A 21,148-nucleotide genomic window follows, 5' to 3' on the forward strand; every position below is an offset into this window, starting at 1 on the left:
ATGTATTAATGAAGTGGAAGGTGGACATATGGCGTTTAAAAAAAGCATCATTCCTATAATAGCTATTGTCCTGTTGGTCATGGCCGTATTTTTCCTTTATATTGACTTTGGAAAACAACAAAAATATGAAGATACATTGGACTATTTAATGAATAATCAAGAGTATTATGAGAGTGATATGAAGAGTATTATTGTAAAATATTCTGTAACAGGTATTTGGCAATCGCATATAAATGAGTGGACGATACAAGTTGTATTTAATGATGAACCAAAAGCAAGATATTACTATCATGTAAATGGTGGAAAAATCATACAATCTAGTTATGCAGGAACAACAGAAAACGACTTTTTCATGCATTCTGAAAGGGAGGAATGTAACGATTAACACATATCTTAGCGATCTCAAAAGTAAAAATAGTATGTTAGGAGTATTCCTAGCACACTATTTTTACTTGATTACGGGTAAGGAAAGCTACATAAAATCTTCTTGCTGGAGAAAGGTTCAGCAGGAGGTTAGCGAGTGACGCTACTTATCCTTGTCTATTCTAAACATCCACCCGTAGCAAAATCGTCTAGATTAGCAGTATGATTGGACTGATTGGGATTCTCCATTAAGAAAGGTTTTGCAGTCTTACATAGCGATATTTGTCTTTTATAAATTGCTTAAAATAACGGCCAGGCGATTCAGCTTCTATTAACCCGTTGTAAAGCGTTTCTGGAACACCGTAGTATTCGAAGACACCATCTTTTATAAATTTAATCCTTAAAATCATTGCATTTGGTCGATAGCCGACAGAAGCTAATTTAGAAGAAGTCACTGCTTTCATTTCCATCATAAATCTCCTCCTTAAATAACTGGTCTATAAAATAAGATTAACAGATATTCGTTTGAAATGAAAACGTTTACTATTAATTATTTGTAAATATTTCAAAATCTCGTTTTTATTATTTAAAATTCAATATAATAATAGTGAGGAGGTTGTGATGTCGAAAATTAAACAGTTTATAACTTTTTTAATTATTTCAAATTTATTGACCTTGATTTTTATTGCTTATTCATTAATTCAGCATAATGTTTATCAAGATCGTTACCTTATAGATGAAATTCAAGTACCTCTTGTTCAATTACAAGCTACGATACAATATCAGGCGGAAAATAAGTGGAAAAATCCAGAGCTTATTTCATTTCAATCCACTAAAATTCAAAATGCAATTGATCATGTTATGCGAGAATCCTATCCTTCAAACGGGAAGTTATCAAAAAGAGAAAAATCTAATTTATCTCAGATTGAGCGAGTGCTACGGAATTTGCCGCAAAATAGTGATTATGCCGTTGCCAAATGGAAGAAAGCTGATAAGCAGAATGCAGTGGCTTTTGAAAAGACATTAAAAAATGCAGGGTTAACAAAAAATGCTGAAGTTTTAGATGATCGTAAGCGGTTTATGCGACAGTGTGAGACAGTTGCGAAGGAATCTGCAAGATATATGAAAGGACATCAGCAAGAATAGGAAGGGACTTATACTACAAAAATAGCATGCTGGGAAGATAACTCCTAGCATGCTATTTTATATACTTGCTGAGAAGTTACGCTTATGAAAGAGAGTGGTCTTTTTTTATGACAGCGTTGACAGCATCAAAAATGGTACTTTCAAATTGATCATTCTGCAGTGAAATGACACCCTCAATTGTCGTTCCTCCAGGTGAGCAAACTTGATCGACAAGTTCCCATGGATGTTCATGGCTTTCCATCACCATTTTTGCACTCCCTAATACAGCGCTTGAAGCGATTTGAAGTGCTTGTTTCTTATCCATCCCTGCTCGTACGGCTGCTCTAGCTAATGTATCAATATACATATAGCTAAAGGCTGGAGATGCCCCGGCAATAGCGGAGAAGATGGTGAACTGTTCTTCTGGTAATTCAACGATCGAACCGATTGTTTGGAATAAGGTGATGACCATTTCTTTCGCTTCATTTGTTGCATTTTTTGAAGCACTAAAACATGTTGTAGAAGCACCAACAATCGCATTGATATTAGGCATTACACGAATAATGGTGGTAGCCTTAGAGAGATTAGCTTCCAAATAGTTGATGGATTTTCCGGCAGCAATAGAAATGACTGTTTGGTTACGGAATAAGTGTTCATTTACTTTTGGCAGTAATTCAGCGAAAGATTGTGGTTGAACTGCAAGAATGATTACATCTGCTTTCATCACTTCTTCCAAAGTGGTGCACCCTGTAATTTGATAGGTATCCACTAAATTTTTTGTTTTATCGAATGATCGATTGAATCCTAAAATATCAGCAGCTTTAAAATGATTATTTTGAACCATTCCTTTAATAATGGCAGTGGCCATATTGCCAAGCCCAATAAAACCGTATTTCAATTTATAAAACACTCCTAATAGAATACTTTTGTACGAATATATTAAGTATAGAGAGAAAAAATACTTTTGGGTAATATTTTATCTTGATTCAGCAATGTTTTATGCGACGAGAGCGCAGCGACAGGAGCAAATGTTTTTATCTTATGCGAAGAAAGCGCAGCGACAGGTACAGAAAACTCCTACCTCTCTCTATAGATAGTGAGATGAATGCGATTTTATCCCGCGTTAACGGGCAGTAAGACTCCCGCCTCAAGGTTTAGAGAGAAGCGAGAAAGATAGGTGGGGGATCAACTGCCGCATGCGCCCGATTGGTTTGGGCGGGCAAGATGTTGGTCCCTCAGGTGTTGCCACAGGACGTGGCGCTTTTCACTTTCGTTCTTCTATTTCAGTCGGGGATGAAGAAACCCTCCACTGATGGAAGCTTTACTTTATTTCCGATTCAACGGGTGTACAAACATATACTGAATCAGAGAAATTCAGGCTAAAAGGCCACATTCTATAGCATCGAGTGTTCTTGTATATCCCTAAATAAAGGAAAATGAGAAAACCATGTCATTATTGTGACATGATTATGTAATTATTTATATTCTACTTAAGATTTGATATGATCAAAGTATTGTTGTTGTTTTTGGCTACATGAATATTTGTGTTCAAGCGCTTTTGATAGGCCCTTCTCAAAAGTCGAGATTGATAGTTTATGTAGCATAAATGGACTGAAGCGGAACCAATGCGACCCTAGAGGTTAGCGACCAGATTACCTTGAAGCGAGCAATTGAAAGAACAGAGTCTAAGACCGTGTCCTGTGGCAATGACTCTGTGACCAATGTCCTGTTGCCCTAAACTAAAGCGGCTCATAGGACGCCCCCTAGAAAGTATACTGATAGAGCTCAATTAGCCCTATGTTGCGTTGATGAGCCTTTTGATAAGAAAAAAATAGGGATGGATATTGCCAAGCGATTTGATAGCACTTTGCTTTAAATAGATTCAACAATTGAAACATTAGATATGAAATTTTATCAGTTAGTTGTTATAATATAGTGGCGCTCTTGCTATGAAAAGGAATGAAAAACGAAATAATGGGTAGTGACACAAAACGAGATCAAGCATCACAAGATACAGCTGTCACTGTATCGAAGCCATCAATGTCAAAAATAGTAGCGATGACAGTCAAGACAGGCATTATAAAATCAAATCTTATTCCGATGGTGGCCGGTTTAACGCTAGCACTTTATACGTATGAGTTAAATCCATTCGATCGATGGCTTGATATTATTTGTGCGATTATAGGTGCAGCGTTTGTAATAGCTGCTGCAGGTGCTTTTAATAATTTATATGATAGAGATATTGATGCCATTATGCAGCGTACGAAAAAACGTCCGACTGTAACAGGGGATATCAAAATCATATATGTATGGATCATTGGAATCGGTTCTATGATAATTGGATTAATAGCTCTTTATATAGCATCGCCATTAGCATCGTTACTTGGATTTGCAGGTCTTTTCTTTTATGTCTTTCCATATACGATTTGGACTAAAAGACATACTGTGTATAATACAGAAGTCGGTAGTATTTCTGGTGCGATGCCACCGTTAATCGGCTGGGCTGCAATTCATCCGAATATTATGCATCCTGCGGTCTTAGGATTATTTGTCATTACGTTAATCTGGCAAATGCCTCATTTTTATGCGATAGCTATTAGAAAGCAAGACGATTATCGTGTAGCGAATGTTCCGATGTTACCAGTTGTAAAAGGGATGAAACGAACCTATATTACAACGAATATCTATTTGGTTCTATTAACTGCTAGTTGTTTTTTACTAGGTACGTTGAGTAAAGGATTAATGTTAGTTGCCTTGTTGTTAAGTATTGCATGGCTTGTGATGAATATTTACGGTTATCATAAAAAGGAACCAAAGAAATGGGCAACATTACTTTTTGTCTATTCACTGTTTCATATGACGATTCTCTTTTCAACGGTTATTATTTATTCGATCGTTGGTCTATTTTTAAAATTACATTAAAAAACTGGTTGTACAATTTATAACGTTGGTGAATGAAAATCACCTCCTCCTGAAAGTTGGAGAAGGTGACGGGATTTCATTAACGTTATTTTCTTTTTATAATAGAAAACAAGTGAGATTCCCTGTAGAATTAAAGTCGACTAAAACCATTATTCAGGAGGAAACTCACTTGTCATATTCTAATAGTATTAAATCTTTAATCGATATTCAAGACCCAAACATTACATTTGATGAAGATTGTGTTAAAGCAGGTACTTTTAAAGGAAAGGCTTGTAAATATATCAGTGGGACATTGACTTACAGCCCTACGCATTGTGTAAATTGTGGGGTTGAAAACACGAACTTTACCATTTATAAAAATGGGACTCAATTATCTCGTATTACCCTTCCTTTCACTGGGGTTAATCCGACTTATCTATTATTAAAAAAACAACGCTTTCTTTGTAAAAAATGCAACAACAGTTTCACGGCTAAAACACCCATAGTCGAACAAAATTGTTATATTTCAAAGAATGTTAAAGCACAAGTGATGATTAAATCTGCTGAAGCCCAATCACTAAAATCCATCTCTAAAGATTGTTCGGTTTCACCGACAACTGTTCAACGCGTGATTAATGAGGGGGCGAAACAATTCAAGCCCTATCATGCTAAACTCCCAAAACATCTTTCTTTTGACGAATTTAAATACGCAAAAGGTGCGATGGCTTTTGAGTATATCAATGTGTTGAATGGGGATATTTTAGACATTCTAGATCGTCGTGATAGCTTCGCCATTAAAAATCACTTCATGGTAAATTACAGTCTAACAGATCGCCAAAATGTAGAGACGGTAACGATTGATATGAATGCAGGCTATGTAAATGTCATTAAGGAATTGTTCCCAAATGCGAAAATCATTATCGATCGGTTTCACCTCGTTCAGTTAATCAATCGGTCCATGAATAAGTGCCGTGTCCATGTGATGAATCAATTCAGAACATCAAATAATGAAGACTTGAAAAAGTACCGTCGGCTGAAGCGCTACTGGAAGCTAATTCTTAAAAAGGCATCAGAGCTTTCTAGTGTTGAATACAAATACTACCCGCTATTTGGACAACGTCTCGAAATCAGTATCTTGGAGGAGATGTTGGCATATGATCCCGTATTAAAAGCGAATTACGAACTCTATCAAATTCTTTTAAAAGCAATGGAAACGAAAGATTTTCAACTGTTGGCGTCAAGCTTAGAAAATCCAGTTCAACCTTTCATTTCCAATTATATGAAAACTAGCTTAAAAACACTGAAGAAGCACCTTCCATACATACAAAACAGCTTTGGCTATCCTTATAACAATGGAAGAATCGAAGGGATGAACAATAAAATCAAAGTGTTAAATCGCGTGGCGTATGGTTATAGAAATTTCGATCATTACAAAAAGCGAATTATTTTACATTTTAAACTCAAACCATTTGAAACAGACTTTAAGAAAACAGAACAAAAAAGCCACGCCCCTAAGCAGTGTAAGGCTGCCTAAAAGCATGGCCAATCTTCCAATAATTAGTCGGCATATATTATTCACCAACGTTATTTGACAAAGAACCAAAAAACTCGGCATTTCCATTGCGAAGGAAATGCCGAGTTTTTTGTCATATTAACAATTTGTAAGCTCTTACTTTAAGATACATATAACAAGCGAATGGGAGTGGGGATCTTGGCTCAACGAATATATAATGATGGATGAAATTTCACACTGTATGTTATATATTACCAATGGCTAAATAGGGAAAGAATCCTTCCAGAAAGCGTTCAGTTGCTGGCATAAAATAGGAGCCAAAATGATAATCAGGATCTAAAGTTGTAATGATCCAAGTTCCTTTTGTTGAAATACGATCTATATATAAGAATGCGCCACCATCCTCAGCAGTAATAATCTTTTCACATCCTTCAGGAGGCCAAAATACACCATGCTGATGCCAAGTTGCATTTTCAAGCGGGATATAGTTGAAAAACTCATGTTCAGGAAGATTCGCAATAAGTCCGCTTTTTGCATTTTTTTCAAGCCACCACCAAAAGTTTGTTGGTCGTTCCTCCCATTTTTGATTTGGTAGCCAATTCCATGGTTGTGGACCAAGGGCAACGACGATTTTCCCTTCGTTAGCAAATGCATGAATTTTAGGAGCAGCTTCTAATAATAATTGTTTATGCAATTGTGAAGGGACGACTAAAACATCCAGTTCATCTAAAGATGTATTTTGAAATTCAGGTAAATAGATTAACTTGTGGATATATTGATTGAATTTAGGTTCATGAAAAGTTTTATAGTGAACATCATTTCCACTATAGACAACGCCTATTTTACGCATGAGTTTGTACCTCTCTTTCTAACCATGTATAAAGTTGATCGGGAATTCTACCAGTTGTTTTATGATTCGAACTATAACCCAATAAATCTCTTCCTGCATGAACAAGGATTGTTCCGGCACTACTACTGCGATCAATATATGTTACAGGATGTCCACTTTTAAAACGCAATAATACTTCTACATCATGGGCAACTGGATGATAACCGCGAGCAAAAAATCCTGCGACCCCTTTGTTATAAGTCATATCTCCAGTTGTAACACCATCGAAAATACCAGAATTATTGTTAGTCGTAAAAACTTCATAATCGGAAAAAGTCTGAACTCTTTCAGGGATAAACGGTGAAACCCCTGGCAACCACATTCTAAAAAGATGCCCACAAAAAACAACAATTTTTTGATCAGCTAGAAAATTTTCAATGATGGTTTTCTGTTTTAATAAATATTCTTGATCGACAAAATTCGAGATAACAAGAACATCTATATTTGATAAATCTTGTCGATTCAAATCATATTGATCAATTTCTTTCCAAGTTTTTTCTGAATGTCGACTGCTTTCTCCAAACGCATGCATAGGATCCAGTTTTAAAATCGTTAATTTTTTATTCATTTTATCCTCCTTGTAATTGATAATGATAATCATTTAAAACACATCACCAATTATACAAGACATTATTTAATAATCAAACATTATTTTTAATACATAATTGATGATTTGAAAGCGTTTTTACATCATTTTTGTGTTTTGTGTTTTACTTTTTGTCGAATTATGTCGAAATTTTATAAATGATAATCAATCTCATTGAATTGAAAATAATTATCAACTATAATGAGAATCGTTATCATTTAAAATAATCCAAGAAAGCAGGGGTCATTTGAAATCAATGGTGTATTCATATATCCATATATAAGTTTCCAAAACGGTGTTTTAGAGCAAGGTATTGCTCGATTGAATCTATATAATCTTCCATATAGATTTGCAAAATAGTATAGAGGTGAGAAAAAATGAAAAAATCAAGATTAACATTATTAGCAACTACAGCACTAATCGCTGCTTTAACAGCTGGCTGTGGTTCAAACGACGCAACAAACAATGCAACAGATTCTAAAGATAAAGCAACAACACAAGAAGAAAAAGTTGTACAGGATCAGTTAGGACGTGATGTTAAAATCCCAACTAAAGTCGATCGCATTGTGACAGGAGGAATCTTACCATTCTATTCAACTTGGTATGTGGCAACAGATTCAACCAAAGAAATAGTAGGGATGCATCCCAATTCATATAGTGCCGCTAAAAATTCGATTTTAGCAAAAATTTCTCCAGATGTTTTAAAAGCTGATACATCGTTTGTCAAAAATGGTGAAGTTAATGTAGAAGAATTAATGAAAATAGATCCTCAAATATACTTTGAAGGCACAGCTGATGAAAAAACGATTAAAAAGGTTGAGACTACAGGAATTCCTGTTATGGGGATCAAGGCAATTGACGCAGTAAAAAATACGGAGCCAATGGGAACCTTTAATAGTTGGTTGAAAGTGATTAGTGATATTACTGGAACGACAGAACGCACGGACCGATTTTTAGATGAAGGTAAAAAAGTTCAAAATGAGTTAAATGAAAAATTAAGTAAAGTAAAGGAATCTGAAAAACCACGCGCAATGGTATTGTTTAATCATTCAAAAGATTCCATTGTGGTAGCTGGAAATAACTTCTTTGGTAATCAGTGGTTAAACGCTACAGGGGCGAAAGATGTGGCACAAAAAGATATCGTGGGAACAAAAGAAGTGAACATGGAACAAATTTATAAATGGAATCCAGATATCATCTACATTACCGATTTTACGGCTACACAACCAGAGGATTTATTGAAAAATAAAATTGCTGGGCAAGATTGGAGCCAAGTAAAAGCAGTTCAAGAGGGGAAAGTTTATAAAACGCCAGTCGGAATTTACCGTTGGTTCCCACCAAATGGGGATGCACCATTAATGTTGAAATGGATGGCACAAAAAAATTATCCGGATTTATTTACTTATGATATGAAAACAGAAATAAAGAATTATTATAAAGATTTTTATTCTTATGATGTATCAGATGACGAAGCTGAAAAAATTCTTCACCCATCCTCTGATTCAGCACTACAGTAATTGAATAGGGAATGACGATAAATGAAAAAATGGACAATCGCTTTATGTTGGATTCTTCCAATTGTTGTGGCACTTGTTTCCTTAGGAATTGGTCGATATACCATTGACTTGCCTGAGATTCTGAAAATTTTGTTTTCGCATGTTTTTCCCCTTCCTAAAACTTGGTCAAATATGGAAGAAACCGTAGTGATGAATATTCGATTACCTCGAATTTTATTGGCTATTTTGATCGGTGGGGGATTATCTATTGCAGGTGCTAGTTTTCAAGGAATGTTCGCCAATCCATTGGTGTCGCCTGATATTTTAGGTGTTTCTGCAGGAGCTGGTTTTGGCGCTTCCTTAGGAATATTATTGTTCAATACGGGTTTTATCGCACAATTTTTTGCATTAATATTTGGACTATGTGCTATTGGTTTTACATTCATGATTGCTGGATACAAAAAAGATTCTCCCCTCTTTATGTATGTATTAGCTGGTGTAGTAACTTCAGCATTGTTTCAAGCATTGGTTTCACTGACAAAGTTTGTAGCAGATCCAGAAGACAAATTGCCAGCCATTACTTACTTTTTAATGGGGAGCTTAGGAACAGCATCTTATCATGATTTAATGATCGGTGGCCCAATTATTATCATTGGTATGATTATTTTATATATATTGCGCTGGCGCATTAATTTACTTACATTACCAGATGATGAAGCAAAATCACTTGGAATTCCCCTGACTCGGTTAAAGTGGACCGTTATTTTTGGCGCAACGTTGATTACGGCGGCATCTGTAGCAGTAGCGGGAATCGTTGGTTGGGTGGGGTTGATCATTCCACATGTTGCGCGTATGCTAGTCGGAAATAATAATCAGCATGTGTTACCAGTGTCTGTCTCAATTGGTGCGGTTTATTTATTGCTTATTGATACCGTTGCTCGTTCGATTACGGCGACCGAAATTCCTTTGTCTATACTGACAGCCATTATTGGAGCTCCTTTCTTCGCTATATTATTACGAAAAACAGGAGGCGGTTGGTCATGAAGATTGAAGTACAAGATGGCAACTATTATTATGACCATAAGAAAGAACAACGACCAAATCTATATGAAACAGATATAAACTTCACGTTAAATAATGGAGAAATAATGGCTATACTTGGACCGAATGGTGCAGGGAAGACAACGATGCTAAAGTGTATTACAGGATTGTTGGAGTGGAAAAAAGGTCAAACTTTCATTGATGATAAACCATTAAAAAGCTATAGTCGAAAAGAGATTTGGAAAAGAATTGGCTATGTTCCTCAGGCACATAAAATGATATTTGGCTTCACGATCGAGGATTTAGTAGTAATGGGACGTGCACCCTATATCAGCATGTTGGCGAAACCAAGTAAAAAAGATTATGAAGCCGCCTATAAGTCATTAGAAGCTGTTGGTATTTTACATTTAGCAAAAAAATCATGCAATGAGGTAAGTGGTGGAGAATTACAATTGGCTTTGATTGCTCGGACACTAGTATCAGATCCGGAAGTATTGATTTTAGATGAACCAGAATCACATTTAGATATCCAGAAACAAATCATTATTCTACAAACCATCAAAAAATTATCAATTGAACACGGGATCTCTTGTATCATTAATACGCATTATCCCAATCATGCCTTTTATCTAGCGAATCATGTATTGATGACAGCCAAGAAGAAGAAAGTGATTCATGGTAAAGTACGTGAGGTAATGACTGAGCCACAAATGAAAGAATACTTTGGCATTGAGTTGAAGAAAATAATATATGAAGAAGATAATTATTTATTAGAAACAATGGTACCAAAGGAGCTTGGACAAGAAAAAAATATAATCTTTTGATGATTTCTTTCTTATCAAATAGATTGAGAGTACTTTTTGAATAGCTATCAATACTTAGCTTTACACTATAGGAAACTTGGAAATTTTCTAGTTTTCTATAGTGTTTTTTCATGAACGGCAGTAAGATTCCTTAGATGCAAGGAAAAAGTAAAGATCGACTTCCCGCAAAAGCCTGATTGGAAACTCCTATAAAGTAGAATTTAAAATGGTCTGTAGAAATTAATCGTATAATAGGGAACATTATTGGTATCGAATGCTACACCAACGCCAACATGTGTTAGCTTCGGATTTAAGATGTTCTCTCTATGACCAAGACTATTCATTAGGCCTTCATGAGCGTAGATACTGCTGTATTGACCATAAGCAATATTTTCAGCATACATTTGCTCCTTATAACCTGCAGCTTGCATTCTAGTATAAGGTTGGCTGCCATCACTGCCGGTGTGTGAGAAGTAGTGATTGTCTATCATATCTTGGCTATGTTGTCGCGCTTGTCCTGTTAGACCTTTATCGTAAGTTAACGGTTTTAGCCCAAATTCAACACGACTTTCGTTGATAAGCTCAACCATCAACGTTTCATATGCAGCTCTTAACTCACGACTAGCTTGTCCATAATATCCTTTTTTCTGCATTTCAATATTTTTCTTTATATACTGAACAGAACGGAGTTTATAATGATTATGTTGGTCAAAAAAGAAGGTGACAAAATAACCATCTATATGATAGACCAATTGTTCTTGGTCTTGAGAAAGTTCATAAACTATGTTTCCTTTTTGGATTTGTGAAAGTGGTGTTCCCAGTTTTTGTTTTAATGTGTTGAAAGTTGTTTTACCTGTGGTAGCTCCAAATATTGTACGATTTTTTCCAGCGATATAACCTCCATCATTATTGGGGAGTAGTAAGGTAAAGTTTTGGTAATGATCTTCGTATACACGCCACTTTTTATGATATTCACTGGCCAACGTCATTTTGGCTTTGTTAGTCATCTTAGGTATTCCTAATTCATCCACTTTTATTTCTTTAGGCTGTTCTTCAGCGAGTTCTTTTTGTTTCTGAAGTTTTTCGATGGTTTTAAGCGCTTCATCTTTTACATCTTGGCTGGCTGTCGTTATTTGCTCTACTAATTTTGGATGGTCTTTTAGCTCTTGACTAAATCTATATCCAACAAAAATGACGATTATTAATAGTAATATTTTGAATAGTTTGACCATATATTCTGCTCCTAATTTAACTCTTACTGGCATTATAAAGTATCTATTCGTCATTTGTCAGATATAATGATTGAGCAATTGTTATGTTTAAAATAAAAAGCAGAATTTGCTGTGATAAAGATCAAATTCTGCTTTTTAGCAGTAGTATTAAGAAAAAATTTGATCGATTAATGCGATTTCATCGGCTGTCAGTTGTACTTCCAATGTTTTTAGATTATTTAATACTTGATCAGCGCGTTTTGCACCAGGTATAACTACATCAATAGCTGGTTGTGTTAAATACCAAGCCAATACGATATGTTGGACTTCAACACCTTTTGAATGAGCAATTTCACGAAGCTTTTCAACTTTTGCGAGATTTGCGATGAACGCTTCACCTTGTAGATGAGGCATTTTTGCGCGCAAATCGTTAAATTTAGTATCTTTTGTATATTTACCAGCAAGAATTCCTGCGGCTAATGGAAAGTATGGAACAAAAGACAGTTGGTTTTCAATCATGTACGGGAAATAGTTTTGTTCTGCACTACGATTAATCAAATTATATTCGCCCTGAAAAACATCTACATAGCCATCTTGATTGGCTTCTTTTAGTTGCTCAGGGGAGAAGTTTGAAACACCGATTGCTCGAATTTTGCCTTTATCTTTTAATTCTTTTAGAGCACCTACGGCTTCGTATTTTGGTGTTTTTTCATCTGGGAAATGGATATAAAAAAGATCTATATAATCGGTATTTAAACGACGCAAACTGCTCTCTACTGCATCTTGTAAAAAGGCGGGGGAATTATCAAAAGTAATGTGTCCATCATTGTTTACAACATGGGCTCCTTTTGTTGCTAAAATAATATCTTGACGTTTTCCGCTTTCTTTGATGACTTCGCCGACTAGTTCTTCTGAACGACCTACTCCGTAGATAAATGCAGTATCAATAAAGTTTACGCCATGTTCAATGCCTTCTGAAACTAGTTTTTTACCAGCCTCTTCATCTAAATTTGGATATAGATTATGTCCGCCGACAGCATTCGTACCTAGTCCGATTGGATTTACATATAAACTAGACTTTCCAAGTTGTACTTTTAGTTGATGATCAATTGCCATAAGAAATTTCCTCCTTCGCTTTCATAATAGTTCATGAGCGGAAAGCAGCAGAACCAGTATAGTGATGATTTTTTCAGTGTTTAAAAATTTTATTTTTAGGAAACTGCATATTTGCTGACTTTTTTTACTGCTATTTATACTGGTTCAATTTCTCATTTCCACCATCTTCATCTTAAAAGATTTCATCTATTAAATGCAAAACATTAGAATTCTATTATTTGAAATTTTGTCCGAAAGCTTGACGCCTTGTCTCTGACTTGCATTCTTTCTGTATGGAGAGGAGAAAACTTTATGGACGGAAGTTTCACTTAATGACTATATTGACTTATTATACATTTTTAAGCATAATAATACTGAAAATGAGAGGACAAGCTTTTGTTGAATATTGGAACGTTGAATATTTCATATATCATATCGAGAGAAAGATTGTTTGGCAAGGTAAAAGGAAAAGGGGATTTAGTTGGAAATTTATATTAAATATTTATTAGTTGGACTGGCAATTGCTTTACCTATTGGTGCAATTACAGTTGAAATGACAAAACAAGGCCTAAAAAACGGTTTTATCCACGGTTGGGCAGTTGGATTAGGAGGAATGACAATCGATCTTACTTTAATATTCGCTTTATATTTTGGGCTCGCCTCTGTATTGTCATTACCATATGTCCAGATGCCATTATGGATTATTGGTGCATGTTTTTTAGCTCTTCTAGGCTATGATTCGATCAAAAATGCAGATCATGACATAACATTAGCTGGTGAAAAACCAACAAAGTCTTTTTGGAGTACATATAAAAATGGAATACTAGTTGCGGTTTCTCCAGGAAATTTGGTATTCTGGGTATCTGTTTTTGGAGCCGTCCTTTCAGAAACATATAAGTCGACACATTCTGGAAGTTTTATCATTGCAGCAGTTGGTGTATTATCAGGTATTTTAGTGCATGATATTGGATTACTTTCAATTGTTGCAACAACGAGAAAAGTAATGAGCAAAAATATGATCAAATGGAGTTCTATCGTTGCAGGAGGACTATTATTTATTTTTGCGGGTTATTTCATATATGAATTTTTGAACGATTTGATCAAATATATCCGTTAAAAAAAGAAGAGTGGATCAATTGCCTGCGACCATCAAATCTCCTTTCTATATCCATAAAGAAAGGAATATCCCAAAGCTAAGCTTAAAGGATATTCCTTCTAGTGTATTGATTAGAAAAGAATAAGTGATAGTTTGGCGTAATTCTAAAAAAACAGGTATTTTTAGCTCCATTTATGTAAATTGGAGCGAAGGCGCTTACTTGAGTCCCGCGTTCGCCCGCAGGTAAGCGAGCAGGTCGTAGCGGAAATCAACGAATACAACTATATTTTGTGAGGGAAATTGGATAATCAACACTCTTGGTATTCCTTAAAAATGAAGCTACCTTATAAAATTCTCCTAATATTGAAGAACTCTCTTAACAAGACGGCAAATTGTGTAAATGGTAATCCAAGATGCCAAGATCCGATGCCTCTTAATCGACGATCCGTAATAAGTTGGAGCTTTTGAGCAAGTCCTCTGGCATCTTCAAACCAAACAACGTGTCTTCTCCCCGTATCATCCCAGTAAGTAAAGAATGGTTGTTGGTATTCAGCAGAATAAGAGATTGGCACATTATGGCTCATGGCAGTTTTGTATGCATCTGCAACGGAAATAGCTTTGGCGCTTACAGCTGTTCCATTAGACATTGTCCAATCATAGCCGTAGCGTGGTACACCAAGAATTACTTTGCTTGCTCCCATCGTCTGAATCGCATAGTTAACAGTTTTTCTTACCTCGTTGATCGGTGCTACAGGACCAGGCTGGCTACTTGCTTCGTGCCAATCGTATGCCATCAGGAAAACGAAATCGACGGCGGAACCGATGCCTCTATAATCATACCCTCTATTCCAAGAAGGGCTATCATCACTCGTTTTGAATGGCAAAGCTACTGAAATGGAGTATCCTGCTGGTTTTATGCGATTTCGTAATTCTCTTAAAAAAGTTGTAAAATGATCTCTTTCTTCAGCGGGAACCAGTTCAAAATCAATATTCACTCCAGCATAGTTTCTGCTCCTTAATAATTCGTCAATATTATCGATTAATCTTTGTCTTATCGTTGGAGATGATAAGACTTGTTGCACGATATAGGGGCTAAAACCAGTACTTGTGAGATTAGTGATAACAGCTATTGGTGCCACAAAGTTTTGTCTAGATAGATTCACGATTCTTTGATCGTCCAATGGGCTTAAATCTCCATTAACATTTACATGATGTTCAAAAATACCGAAGTAAGTATTCAGTGGTGCATACGTACTTGTCATCAATTGATCGTTTTCAGGGGTAGTAGGATATATATAGCCAAAGCTATACGCGTTGTATCTGCTTCTTGGAGGGAGATATAGTTGCATGCCAATGGTCAGGGTATTTGACTGGAGACCATTATAAGCTTTGATCCGTTCAATAGGTACCATCGCCATTTGAGAAATAACGTATAGTGAATCGCTGGGCTGAACAATATATTGATCTGTTGGAATAAGTAAATCTTGACCAGGAACGATTTGATCGGATGATAGACCATTGGTAATTCTAATACTATCCATAGTCACACGATATTTGTTCGCAATGGAAAAGATGGAATCACCGGTTTGTACGACATAAATAAACAAAAAACCGCCACCTTCAAATTTAGTCGTCAATATTAGGATATGATACCATTAAAAAAAGGAGATAACTTTTTACCATTTACGAATTATCCTGCATAAACAGGCAGTAAGAAACCCCTATATAAGGGTTTAACTAAAAAAGCAAAGTTAGGATTCAAGTAAAGACGGATGAACTGCCTGTAAAGCCTGATTGATTCAACTAACATTAGTGGGAGGAAAAACCCTCGTTGATAGAGGTTTCACCTTATCTGCAAGAAAAGGTAGGGAGAATAAAACCTTTCACTTTATTTATCAAAAAAATTTACTTTAGTGGTTATCTGAAACCGTTGTTGATTCAATTTGTGGGGGAAGCTTATGTTATTTGATCAACACGGGCTATGGCCGAGGAACAATCACCTATTTCTACATATATTACCTTATGATGAAAGGAGGAATTTAATTGACTTCACCACAATCTGGACTAGGAGGGCAAAACTTCTGGAGGCCAATATTGCCACCAGGAGGAGGACCACCAGGAGGAGCACCAGGGGGACTGCCACCATTTGGACCACCGGGAGGAGCACCAGGAGGGGGATTACCACCAGGGGGACCACCACCAACAGGACAAATGCCTACGATTGCACCACCAAGATTTGCGCCATCAAGACCTTCTTGGCAACAAGGCTCTATCGGTATAAGTTCCTGTCTATTCTCCAATACGTATATATGGACAATTGAAGGTGGAAATTTCTGGTTTTATCCTATTGTAGTAACAAGAGATCAACTAATTGGCTATCGATGGAGCAACAGAAGAAACCGTTGGAGTTTTAGAACTGTAAGTAGAAGTAATATTTGGGCATATCAATGTTTTAGATAGAAATACATTCATTCTAGGCTATGTATTTATGATAAACATCATCATTCTCTATTTTATCCCGCTATAACGGGCAGTAAGACCCCCATCTCAAGATTTAGAGAGAAACGAAAAGATAGATGGGGAATCAACTGCCGCATGTGCCCGATTGGTTCAGGCGGGCAAGATGTTGGTCCCTCAGGTGTTGTCCACAGGACGTGGTGCTTTTCACTTTCGTTCCTCTAGTTCAGGGGATGAAGAAAACCCCCACTGATGGAGTTTCACTTTATCCTACACTAATTGGTAATAGATCATTGCTAAAAAATTTCTTTTTAATCGTTTCAACTAACAGCACCCAATGGGGAATGAAGAAAATCTCCCATTGGGTGAAGTTTTATTTTAATTACTGATATGAAATAAGGATTTTTCTACAAAATTTGTATGAATCCACGATAATCCTCGGAACGTTTTAAGGTTCATCTATCCTCCGCAACTTCATATGACCAACTTCTAGCATAGGTGACTGTTGCTTATGCAAATTAAATTTTATCAAATAAAAATAGTAAAAAAACATTAAATACTATTTTAAATAGTAAATTTATGATATATGTGATTTAACTTGTATAGAGGACAGGTACCATTATCAAGGTAAAACACTATGATAACTTCAGGGTAATTATAGCTGCTTTTATTTTTTTTTCTTTTTTTCATCTATAGTATCTAAGAATTTTGTAGTTATATCTACTATATATTTAATCTCATCTAATTCTCTTTCCCGTAAAACGGAATTATGTAAATACAAGAGGGTTTGTTTTTCTTTAATTTCAGTTTTACCAGCAAGCTTACTAATATTAAATAAATCATTAGGATGGATCTCTAATGCATCCATGATATTTTCAAGTGTTTCTAATTTCATGTTGACTTTTCCACATTCAATATTTGAAATTCGTGGTCGACTTATACCAGTCATTCCAGATAATTGTTCTTGAGATAACCCTTTTGCTTCTCTATACAATCTTAATTTTTCCCCGATCAGGGTTAATAATTCTGACATCAATCTCACCTCTTAAATAAAAGGCTAGAGAATACCCCAATAAAAATATGTATACTTAAAATATACTTATTATAAATATGTATACTTTAGTGGTACAATTTTGGTAAAAACATTTTATTTTTTTACCAAGAGACGGAGTGTACATAGTAGTGATAAATTTCCATGATAAAGAAAGTTTCATTTGGTCGATTGCAGAAATCTTGCGCGGTATTTACAAACCAAAAGATTATGGAAAGGTGATTTTGCCTTTAGCGGTTTTGCGTCGTTTCGACTGTGTATTAGAGGATACAAAAGATGAAGTATTATCTAAATACGAGGCCTTAAAAAATATCAGCGAAGATGCACGTGAATCCATCCTAAAGAATGTTGCAAAACAAAATTTCTATAATACAAGTAGGTATAACTTTAAAAATTTATTAAATGACGCTGATCATATGGCAGATAACTTACGGGACTATATTAATGGCTTTTCAGCAACTGCACGTGACATCATGGGTTATTTTGAATTTGATAAGCAAATTGACAAGATGGAAAACAATGATTTGCTATACATAACGATTAAACGTTTTGGCGAATTAGATTTACATCCAGATAAAGTGTCGAATGTAGAGATGGGTTATATATTTGAAGATTTGATCCGCCGTTTTTCTGAACATGCAGAGGCTGGGGATCACTATACACCTCGTGAAGTTATCCGTTTAATGGTGGCATTATTATTTATGCATAATGCTGATATTTTAACAAAACATGGCTTAACACAAACTCTGTACGACTGCGCAGCTGGAACAGGGGGTATGGGTTCAGTTGCACAAGAATATTTACAAGAGTTAAATCCTCATGTAAATCTTGAATTTTTTGCACAAGAGATTAATGGAGAATCCTATGCCATCTGTAAAGCAGACATCCTTATCAAGGGAGCAGATGCACATCATATACGTCTAGGAAATACATTATCAAACGACCAGTTTAAAAACAATAAGTTCAACTATCTGATTTCAAATCCACCGTATGGAGTAGACTGGAAATCATATCAAAAGCCTATTTTAAAGGAACATAAAGAACAAGGATATAATGGTCGTTTTGGTCCTGGTACACCTCGTTCAAGTGATGGACAATTATTATTTTTACTTCATTTAATTTCAAAGATGAAACCAGTCACGACCGAAAATCCACAAGGTTCACGTTTAGCGATTATTATGAGTGGTTCTCCATTATTTACAGGAGATGCAGGATCAGGGGAAAGCGAGATCCGTCGCTATGTACTGGAAAATGACTTAGTAGAAGGTATTGTTGCACTACCAAATGATTTATTTTACAACACGGGTATTTCAACATACATTTGGATTTTAACGAACAACAAATCAGCTAATCGTAAAGGAAAAATACAGTTGGTCAATGCAGTTCATCTCTCAAAAAAGATGAAAAAAAGTATTGGCAAAAAACAAAATGAAATTACACAACAACAAATCGAAAAAATCGTTCATATGTATAGTGAATTTAGAGAAGGCGAGTATGTAAAAATCTTTGATAATGAGGATTTTGGTTACTACAAAATCACGATAGAACGCCCATTACGTCTAAACTTTCAAATAAATGATGAACGAATTGAAAAAGTAGTAAAGGATAAGGCATTTCAAAGTCTCGCAACATCAAAGAAAAAAGGCGAAAATGATTTAGCAGAAATAGAGGCAGGTAAAATCGCTCAAACTAGGATCATCGAAGTCCTCCTTAATATGAAAAGTAAAACAATTTATAAAAACCGTGAGGAGTTTATAAAAATACTAAAATCGGCATTTAAAAAAGCAGATATCTCAATAAGCACCCCCATATTAAAAGCCATTTTAACTGGATTATCAGAAAAAGATGAGACAGCGGATATTTGTAGGGGAAAAAAAGATGAAGTCGAAGCAGATTCAGATTTACGGGATACGGAGTATGTACCTTTAAAAGAAAATATCCATGAATACTTTAAAAGGGAAGTAGTACCACATGTACCTGACGCATGGATTGATGAATCAAAAACGAAGATAGGCTATGAACTGTCATTTACTCGTCAGTTCTATAAATATACCAAGCTTCGCAGCTCAGAAGAAATTCTGGCTGAGATTAAAGAGTTAGAAGTAAGTATCAATGAGCAGTTGAAGAAGGTGATGGGGTCATGACAATCAATGTGTATCCTAATTATAAATATAGTGAGATTGAATGGATTGGAAAAATCCCTATAGATTGGGAAATAAAAAAACTAAAATACCTTGGCGAAGTGATTACAGGTCTAACATATTCGCCTGAAGATGTTGTCGATGAATCAGAAGGTTGTTTAGTTCTAAGATCCTCCAATATCAAAGATGGTGTCATTACTTATACAGATAATGTGTATGTAGACATGGACATACCAGAAAAGCTGCTTACCCGTAAAAAGGATATATTAATCTGCTCTCGTAATGGGAGTAAAAAACTTATAGGGAAAAGTGCCTTGATTGATCAAAAAAGTGCTGGTTTAACTTTTGGTGCTTTTACAACGGTATTTCGCTCAAGTCACTCAGAATTTTTAGCCTGTGTTTTTCAATCACCTTTGTTCAAATTTCAAATTGGGTCTTGCTTAACCTCAACGATTAATCAATTGACGGTTGGAAATCTGAATAGCTTGCAAATTCCTTTTCCACCGTATGATGTTCAGAAAAGCATCGTCGATTTTTTAAAGGAAAAAACAGATAAGATAGATCGTTTATTGATGTATAAAGAAAAATTAATAAAACTTCTAGAAGAAAAACGTCGAGTAATGATTACTGAAGCTGTAACAAAAGGGCTACAGCCAAATGTCAAGATGAAAGATTCAAATGTTGAATGGGTTGGGAAAATACCGGAACATTGGGAAATAAAAAAGATCAAATATATTTTGCAATCTACTAAAGGTTCGATTAAAACAGGTCCCTTTGGAAGTGAGTTAACGAATAGAGATATGGAAGCTTCAGATGTAAAAGTTTATAACCAAAGGACCGTGTTGGATCAAAACTTTGAAAAAGGCGAGTATTATATTTCAAATGAAAAATTTAACGAATTAAAAGCGTTTGAAGTCAAGCCTTTAGATTTGTTAATCACTACAAGAGGGACGATCGGTAAAGTAGCAATCGTTCCAAAAGATGTTGAAAAAGGTATCTTACATCCTTGTCTTATTAGAATGCAAGTCAACCAATCGATGGTCAATCTCCCATATTTAGAGTATATCTTTAACGATACAGATTTGATCAAAGAACAAATTTATTTATTGAGTAATGCAACGACTATTGAAGTGATTTACTCTGAAACATTAAAACATATTAGTATTGCCATGCCCAATACTATTCAAGAGCAAAACCAAATTGTGGAGTATCTGAATCGAGAAACTTTTAAAATTGATCAAATAATCAACCAAGTAAAATTACAAGTCCCAAAACTAAAAGAATATCGCCAATCACTAATCTATGAAGCAGTTACAGGAAAAATTGATGTGCAGAATATAGAAATTGAAGATTAACTGGTAAAACTAAATTTGAATTTGA

19 protein-coding genes are annotated in these 21,148 nt (G+C 35.4%); 11 read left to right on the plus strand and 8 right to left on the minus strand.

All coding sequences use genetic code 11. The features are described from left to right. Positions 1-28 precede the first annotated feature (28 nt). A complete protein-coding gene (locus tag FEZ13_RS03375) occupies positions 29-385 on the plus strand; it encodes a hypothetical protein (protein WP_146551465.1) in 357 nt (118 codons plus the stop codon). A 226-nt stretch (positions 386-611) separates the two neighbouring features. Here the strand turns inward: FEZ13_RS03375 and FEZ13_RS03380 are convergent, their stop codons facing one another. After that, complete coding sequence (locus FEZ13_RS03380) at positions 612-836, minus strand: KTSC domain-containing protein (RefSeq protein WP_146551466.1); 225 nt, start codon at positions 834-836, stop codon at positions 612-614. A gap of 148 nt (positions 837-984) precedes the next feature. On the opposite strand from FEZ13_RS03380, the gene FEZ13_RS03385 reads away from it, so the two are divergent. Further along, positions 985-1,509: a hypothetical protein gene (locus FEZ13_RS03385; RefSeq protein WP_146551467.1), complete on the plus strand. Its 525-nt coding sequence runs from the start codon at positions 985-987 to the stop codon at positions 1,507-1,509. Positions 1,510-1,591: 82 nt separating this feature from the next. On the opposite strand, the gene proC is transcribed toward FEZ13_RS03385, so the two are convergent. Next, complete coding sequence (gene proC / locus FEZ13_RS03390; protein ID WP_146551468.1) at positions 1,592-2,386, minus strand: pyrroline-5-carboxylate reductase; 795 nt, start codon at positions 2,384-2,386, stop codon at positions 1,592-1,594. Between the two features lie 1,076 nt (positions 2,387-3,462). On the opposite strand from proC, the gene cyoE reads away from it, so the two are divergent. Continuing rightward, complete coding sequence (gene cyoE, locus FEZ13_RS03395; protein WP_146549915.1) at positions 3,463-4,410, plus strand: heme o synthase; 948 nt, start codon at positions 3,463-3,465, stop codon at positions 4,408-4,410. 169 nt (positions 4,411-4,579) lie between these two features. Beyond that, complete coding sequence (locus tag FEZ13_RS03400; RefSeq protein WP_146551469.1) at positions 4,580-5,923, plus strand: ISL3 family transposase; 1,344 nt, start codon at positions 4,580-4,582, stop codon at positions 5,921-5,923. 223 nt (positions 5,924-6,146) lie between these two features. Here FEZ13_RS03400 and FEZ13_RS03405 read toward each other — a convergent pair whose 3' ends face one another. Beyond that, positions 6,147-6,752: a hypothetical protein gene (locus FEZ13_RS03405; protein ID WP_146548520.1), complete on the minus strand. Its 606-nt coding sequence runs from the start codon at positions 6,750-6,752 to the stop codon at positions 6,147-6,149. After that, on the minus strand, positions 6,745-7,359 hold the full coding sequence (locus tag FEZ13_RS03410) for a hypothetical protein (protein ID WP_146551470.1): 615 nt from the start codon (positions 7,357-7,359) through the stop codon (positions 6,745-6,747). Before FEZ13_RS03410 ends, FEZ13_RS03405 begins: the two co-directional genes overlap by 8 nt. Before the next feature lie 395 nt (positions 7,360-7,754). Between FEZ13_RS03410 and FEZ13_RS03415 the strand changes: the two genes are divergently transcribed. Genes FEZ13_RS03415 through FEZ13_RS03425 form a run of 3 tightly spaced genes read left to right on the plus strand, consistent with a single transcriptional unit; the run spans position 7,755 to position 10,738 of the window. Next, the gene (locus FEZ13_RS03415) at positions 7,755-8,894 is read left to right on the plus strand and encodes an ABC transporter substrate-binding protein (RefSeq protein ID WP_146551471.1); all 1,140 of its coding nucleotides are present in this window, start codon (positions 7,755-7,757) and stop codon (positions 8,892-8,894) included. Positions 8,895-8,915: 21 nt separating this feature from the next. After that, complete coding sequence (locus tag FEZ13_RS03420; protein ID WP_146551472.1) at positions 8,916-9,917, plus strand: FecCD family ABC transporter permease; 1,002 nt, start codon at positions 8,916-8,918, stop codon at positions 9,915-9,917. After that, complete coding sequence (locus tag FEZ13_RS03425) at positions 9,914-10,738, plus strand: ABC transporter ATP-binding protein (protein WP_146551473.1); 825 nt, start codon at positions 9,914-9,916, stop codon at positions 10,736-10,738. Before FEZ13_RS03420 ends, FEZ13_RS03425 begins: the two co-directional genes overlap by 4 nt. Before the next feature lie 200 nt (positions 10,739-10,938). Here the strand turns inward: FEZ13_RS03425 and FEZ13_RS03430 are convergent, their stop codons facing one another. Further along, the gene (locus FEZ13_RS03430; RefSeq protein WP_146551474.1) at positions 10,939-11,949 is read right to left on the minus strand and encodes a CAP domain-containing protein; all 1,011 of its coding nucleotides are present in this window, start codon (positions 11,947-11,949) and stop codon (positions 10,939-10,941) included. 147 nt (positions 11,950-12,096) lie between these two features. Further along, complete coding sequence (locus tag FEZ13_RS03435; protein ID WP_146551475.1) at positions 12,097-13,044, minus strand: aldo/keto reductase; 948 nt, start codon at positions 13,042-13,044, stop codon at positions 12,097-12,099. Positions 13,045-13,504: 460 nt separating this feature from the next. Here FEZ13_RS03435 and FEZ13_RS03440 point away from each other — a divergent pair, with 460 nt between their 5' ends. Further along, complete coding sequence (locus FEZ13_RS03440) at positions 13,505-14,140, plus strand: LysE family translocator (protein ID WP_146551476.1); 636 nt, start codon at positions 13,505-13,507, stop codon at positions 14,138-14,140. 323 nt (positions 14,141-14,463) lie between these two features. Here FEZ13_RS03440 and FEZ13_RS03445 read toward each other — a convergent pair whose 3' ends face one another. Then, positions 14,464-15,726 (minus strand): glycosyl hydrolase family 18 protein, encoded by a 1,263-nt coding sequence (locus tag FEZ13_RS03445; RefSeq protein WP_146551477.1) that lies wholly within the window; start codon positions 15,724-15,726, stop codon positions 14,464-14,466. Between the two features lie 436 nt (positions 15,727-16,162). Between FEZ13_RS03445 and FEZ13_RS19325 the strand changes: the two genes are divergently transcribed. Then, positions 16,163-16,579, plus strand: a complete 417-nt coding sequence (locus tag FEZ13_RS19325) for a hypothetical protein (protein WP_186725750.1) — start codon at positions 16,163-16,165, stop codon at positions 16,577-16,579. Between the two features lie 664 nt (positions 16,580-17,243). Here the strand turns inward: FEZ13_RS19325 and FEZ13_RS03455 are convergent. Then, the gene (locus FEZ13_RS03455) at positions 17,244-17,609 is read right to left on the minus strand and encodes a helix-turn-helix domain-containing protein (RefSeq protein ID WP_146548530.1); all 366 of its coding nucleotides are present in this window, start codon (positions 17,607-17,609) and stop codon (positions 17,244-17,246) included. A gap of 149 nt (positions 17,610-17,758) precedes the next feature. Here FEZ13_RS03455 and FEZ13_RS03460 point away from each other — a divergent pair, with 149 nt between their 5' ends. Together FEZ13_RS03460 and FEZ13_RS03465 are read left to right on the plus strand one after the other, a co-directional pair. Next, positions 17,759-19,771, plus strand: coding sequence for a type I restriction-modification system subunit M (locus tag FEZ13_RS03460; RefSeq protein WP_146551479.1), 2,013 nt, complete (start codon positions 17,759-17,761; stop codon positions 19,769-19,771). Beyond that, a complete protein-coding gene (locus FEZ13_RS03465) occupies positions 19,768-21,123 on the plus strand; it encodes a restriction endonuclease subunit S (protein ID WP_146551480.1) in 1,356 nt (451 codons plus the stop codon). Before FEZ13_RS03460 ends, FEZ13_RS03465 begins: the two co-directional genes overlap by 4 nt. The last annotated feature ends 25 nt before the right edge of the window (positions 21,124-21,148 follow it).

Origin of the sequence: Rummeliibacillus sp. SL167, from assembly GCF_007896505.1 — a bacterium.
Taxonomy (GTDB): domain Bacteria; phylum Bacillota; class Bacilli; order Bacillales_A; family Planococcaceae; genus Rummeliibacillus; species Rummeliibacillus suwonensis.

Coding starts and splice junctions, on each gene's coding strand:
- FEZ13_RS03375 (WP_146551465.1), top strand. CDS start 29: ATGGCGTTTAAAAAAAGCATCATTCCTATAATAGCTATTGTCCTGTTG.
- FEZ13_RS03380 (WP_146551466.1), bottom strand. CDS start 836: ATGATGGAAATGAAAGCAGTGACTTCTTCTAAATTAGCTTCTGTCGGC.
- FEZ13_RS03385 (WP_146551467.1), top strand. CDS start 985: ATGTCGAAAATTAAACAGTTTATAACTTTTTTAATTATTTCAAATTTA.
- cyoE (WP_146549915.1), top strand. CDS start 3,463: ATGGGTAGTGACACAAAACGAGATCAAGCATCACAAGATACAGCTGTC.
- FEZ13_RS03405 (WP_146548520.1), bottom strand. CDS start 6,752: ATGCGTAAAATAGGCGTTGTCTATAGTGGAAATGATGTTCACTATAAA.
- FEZ13_RS03410 (WP_146551470.1), bottom strand. CDS start 7,359: ATGAATAAAAAATTAACGATTTTAAAACTGGATCCTATGCATGCGTTT.
- FEZ13_RS03415 (WP_146551471.1), top strand. CDS start 7,755: ATGAAAAAATCAAGATTAACATTATTAGCAACTACAGCACTAATCGCT.
- FEZ13_RS03420 (WP_146551472.1), top strand. CDS start 8,916: ATGAAAAAATGGACAATCGCTTTATGTTGGATTCTTCCAATTGTTGTG.
- FEZ13_RS03425 (WP_146551473.1), top strand. CDS start 9,914: ATGAAGATTGAAGTACAAGATGGCAACTATTATTATGACCATAAGAAA.
- FEZ13_RS03430 (WP_146551474.1), bottom strand. CDS start 11,949: ATGGTCAAACTATTCAAAATATTACTATTAATAATCGTCATTTTTGTT.
- FEZ13_RS03435 (WP_146551475.1), bottom strand. CDS start 13,044: ATGGCAATTGATCATCAACTAAAAGTACAACTTGGAAAGTCTAGTTTA.
- FEZ13_RS03455 (WP_146548530.1), bottom strand. CDS start 17,609: ATGTCAGAATTATTAACCCTGATCGGGGAAAAATTAAGATTGTATAGA.
- FEZ13_RS03465 (WP_146551480.1), top strand. CDS start 19,768: ATGACAATCAATGTGTATCCTAATTATAAATATAGTGAGATTGAATGG.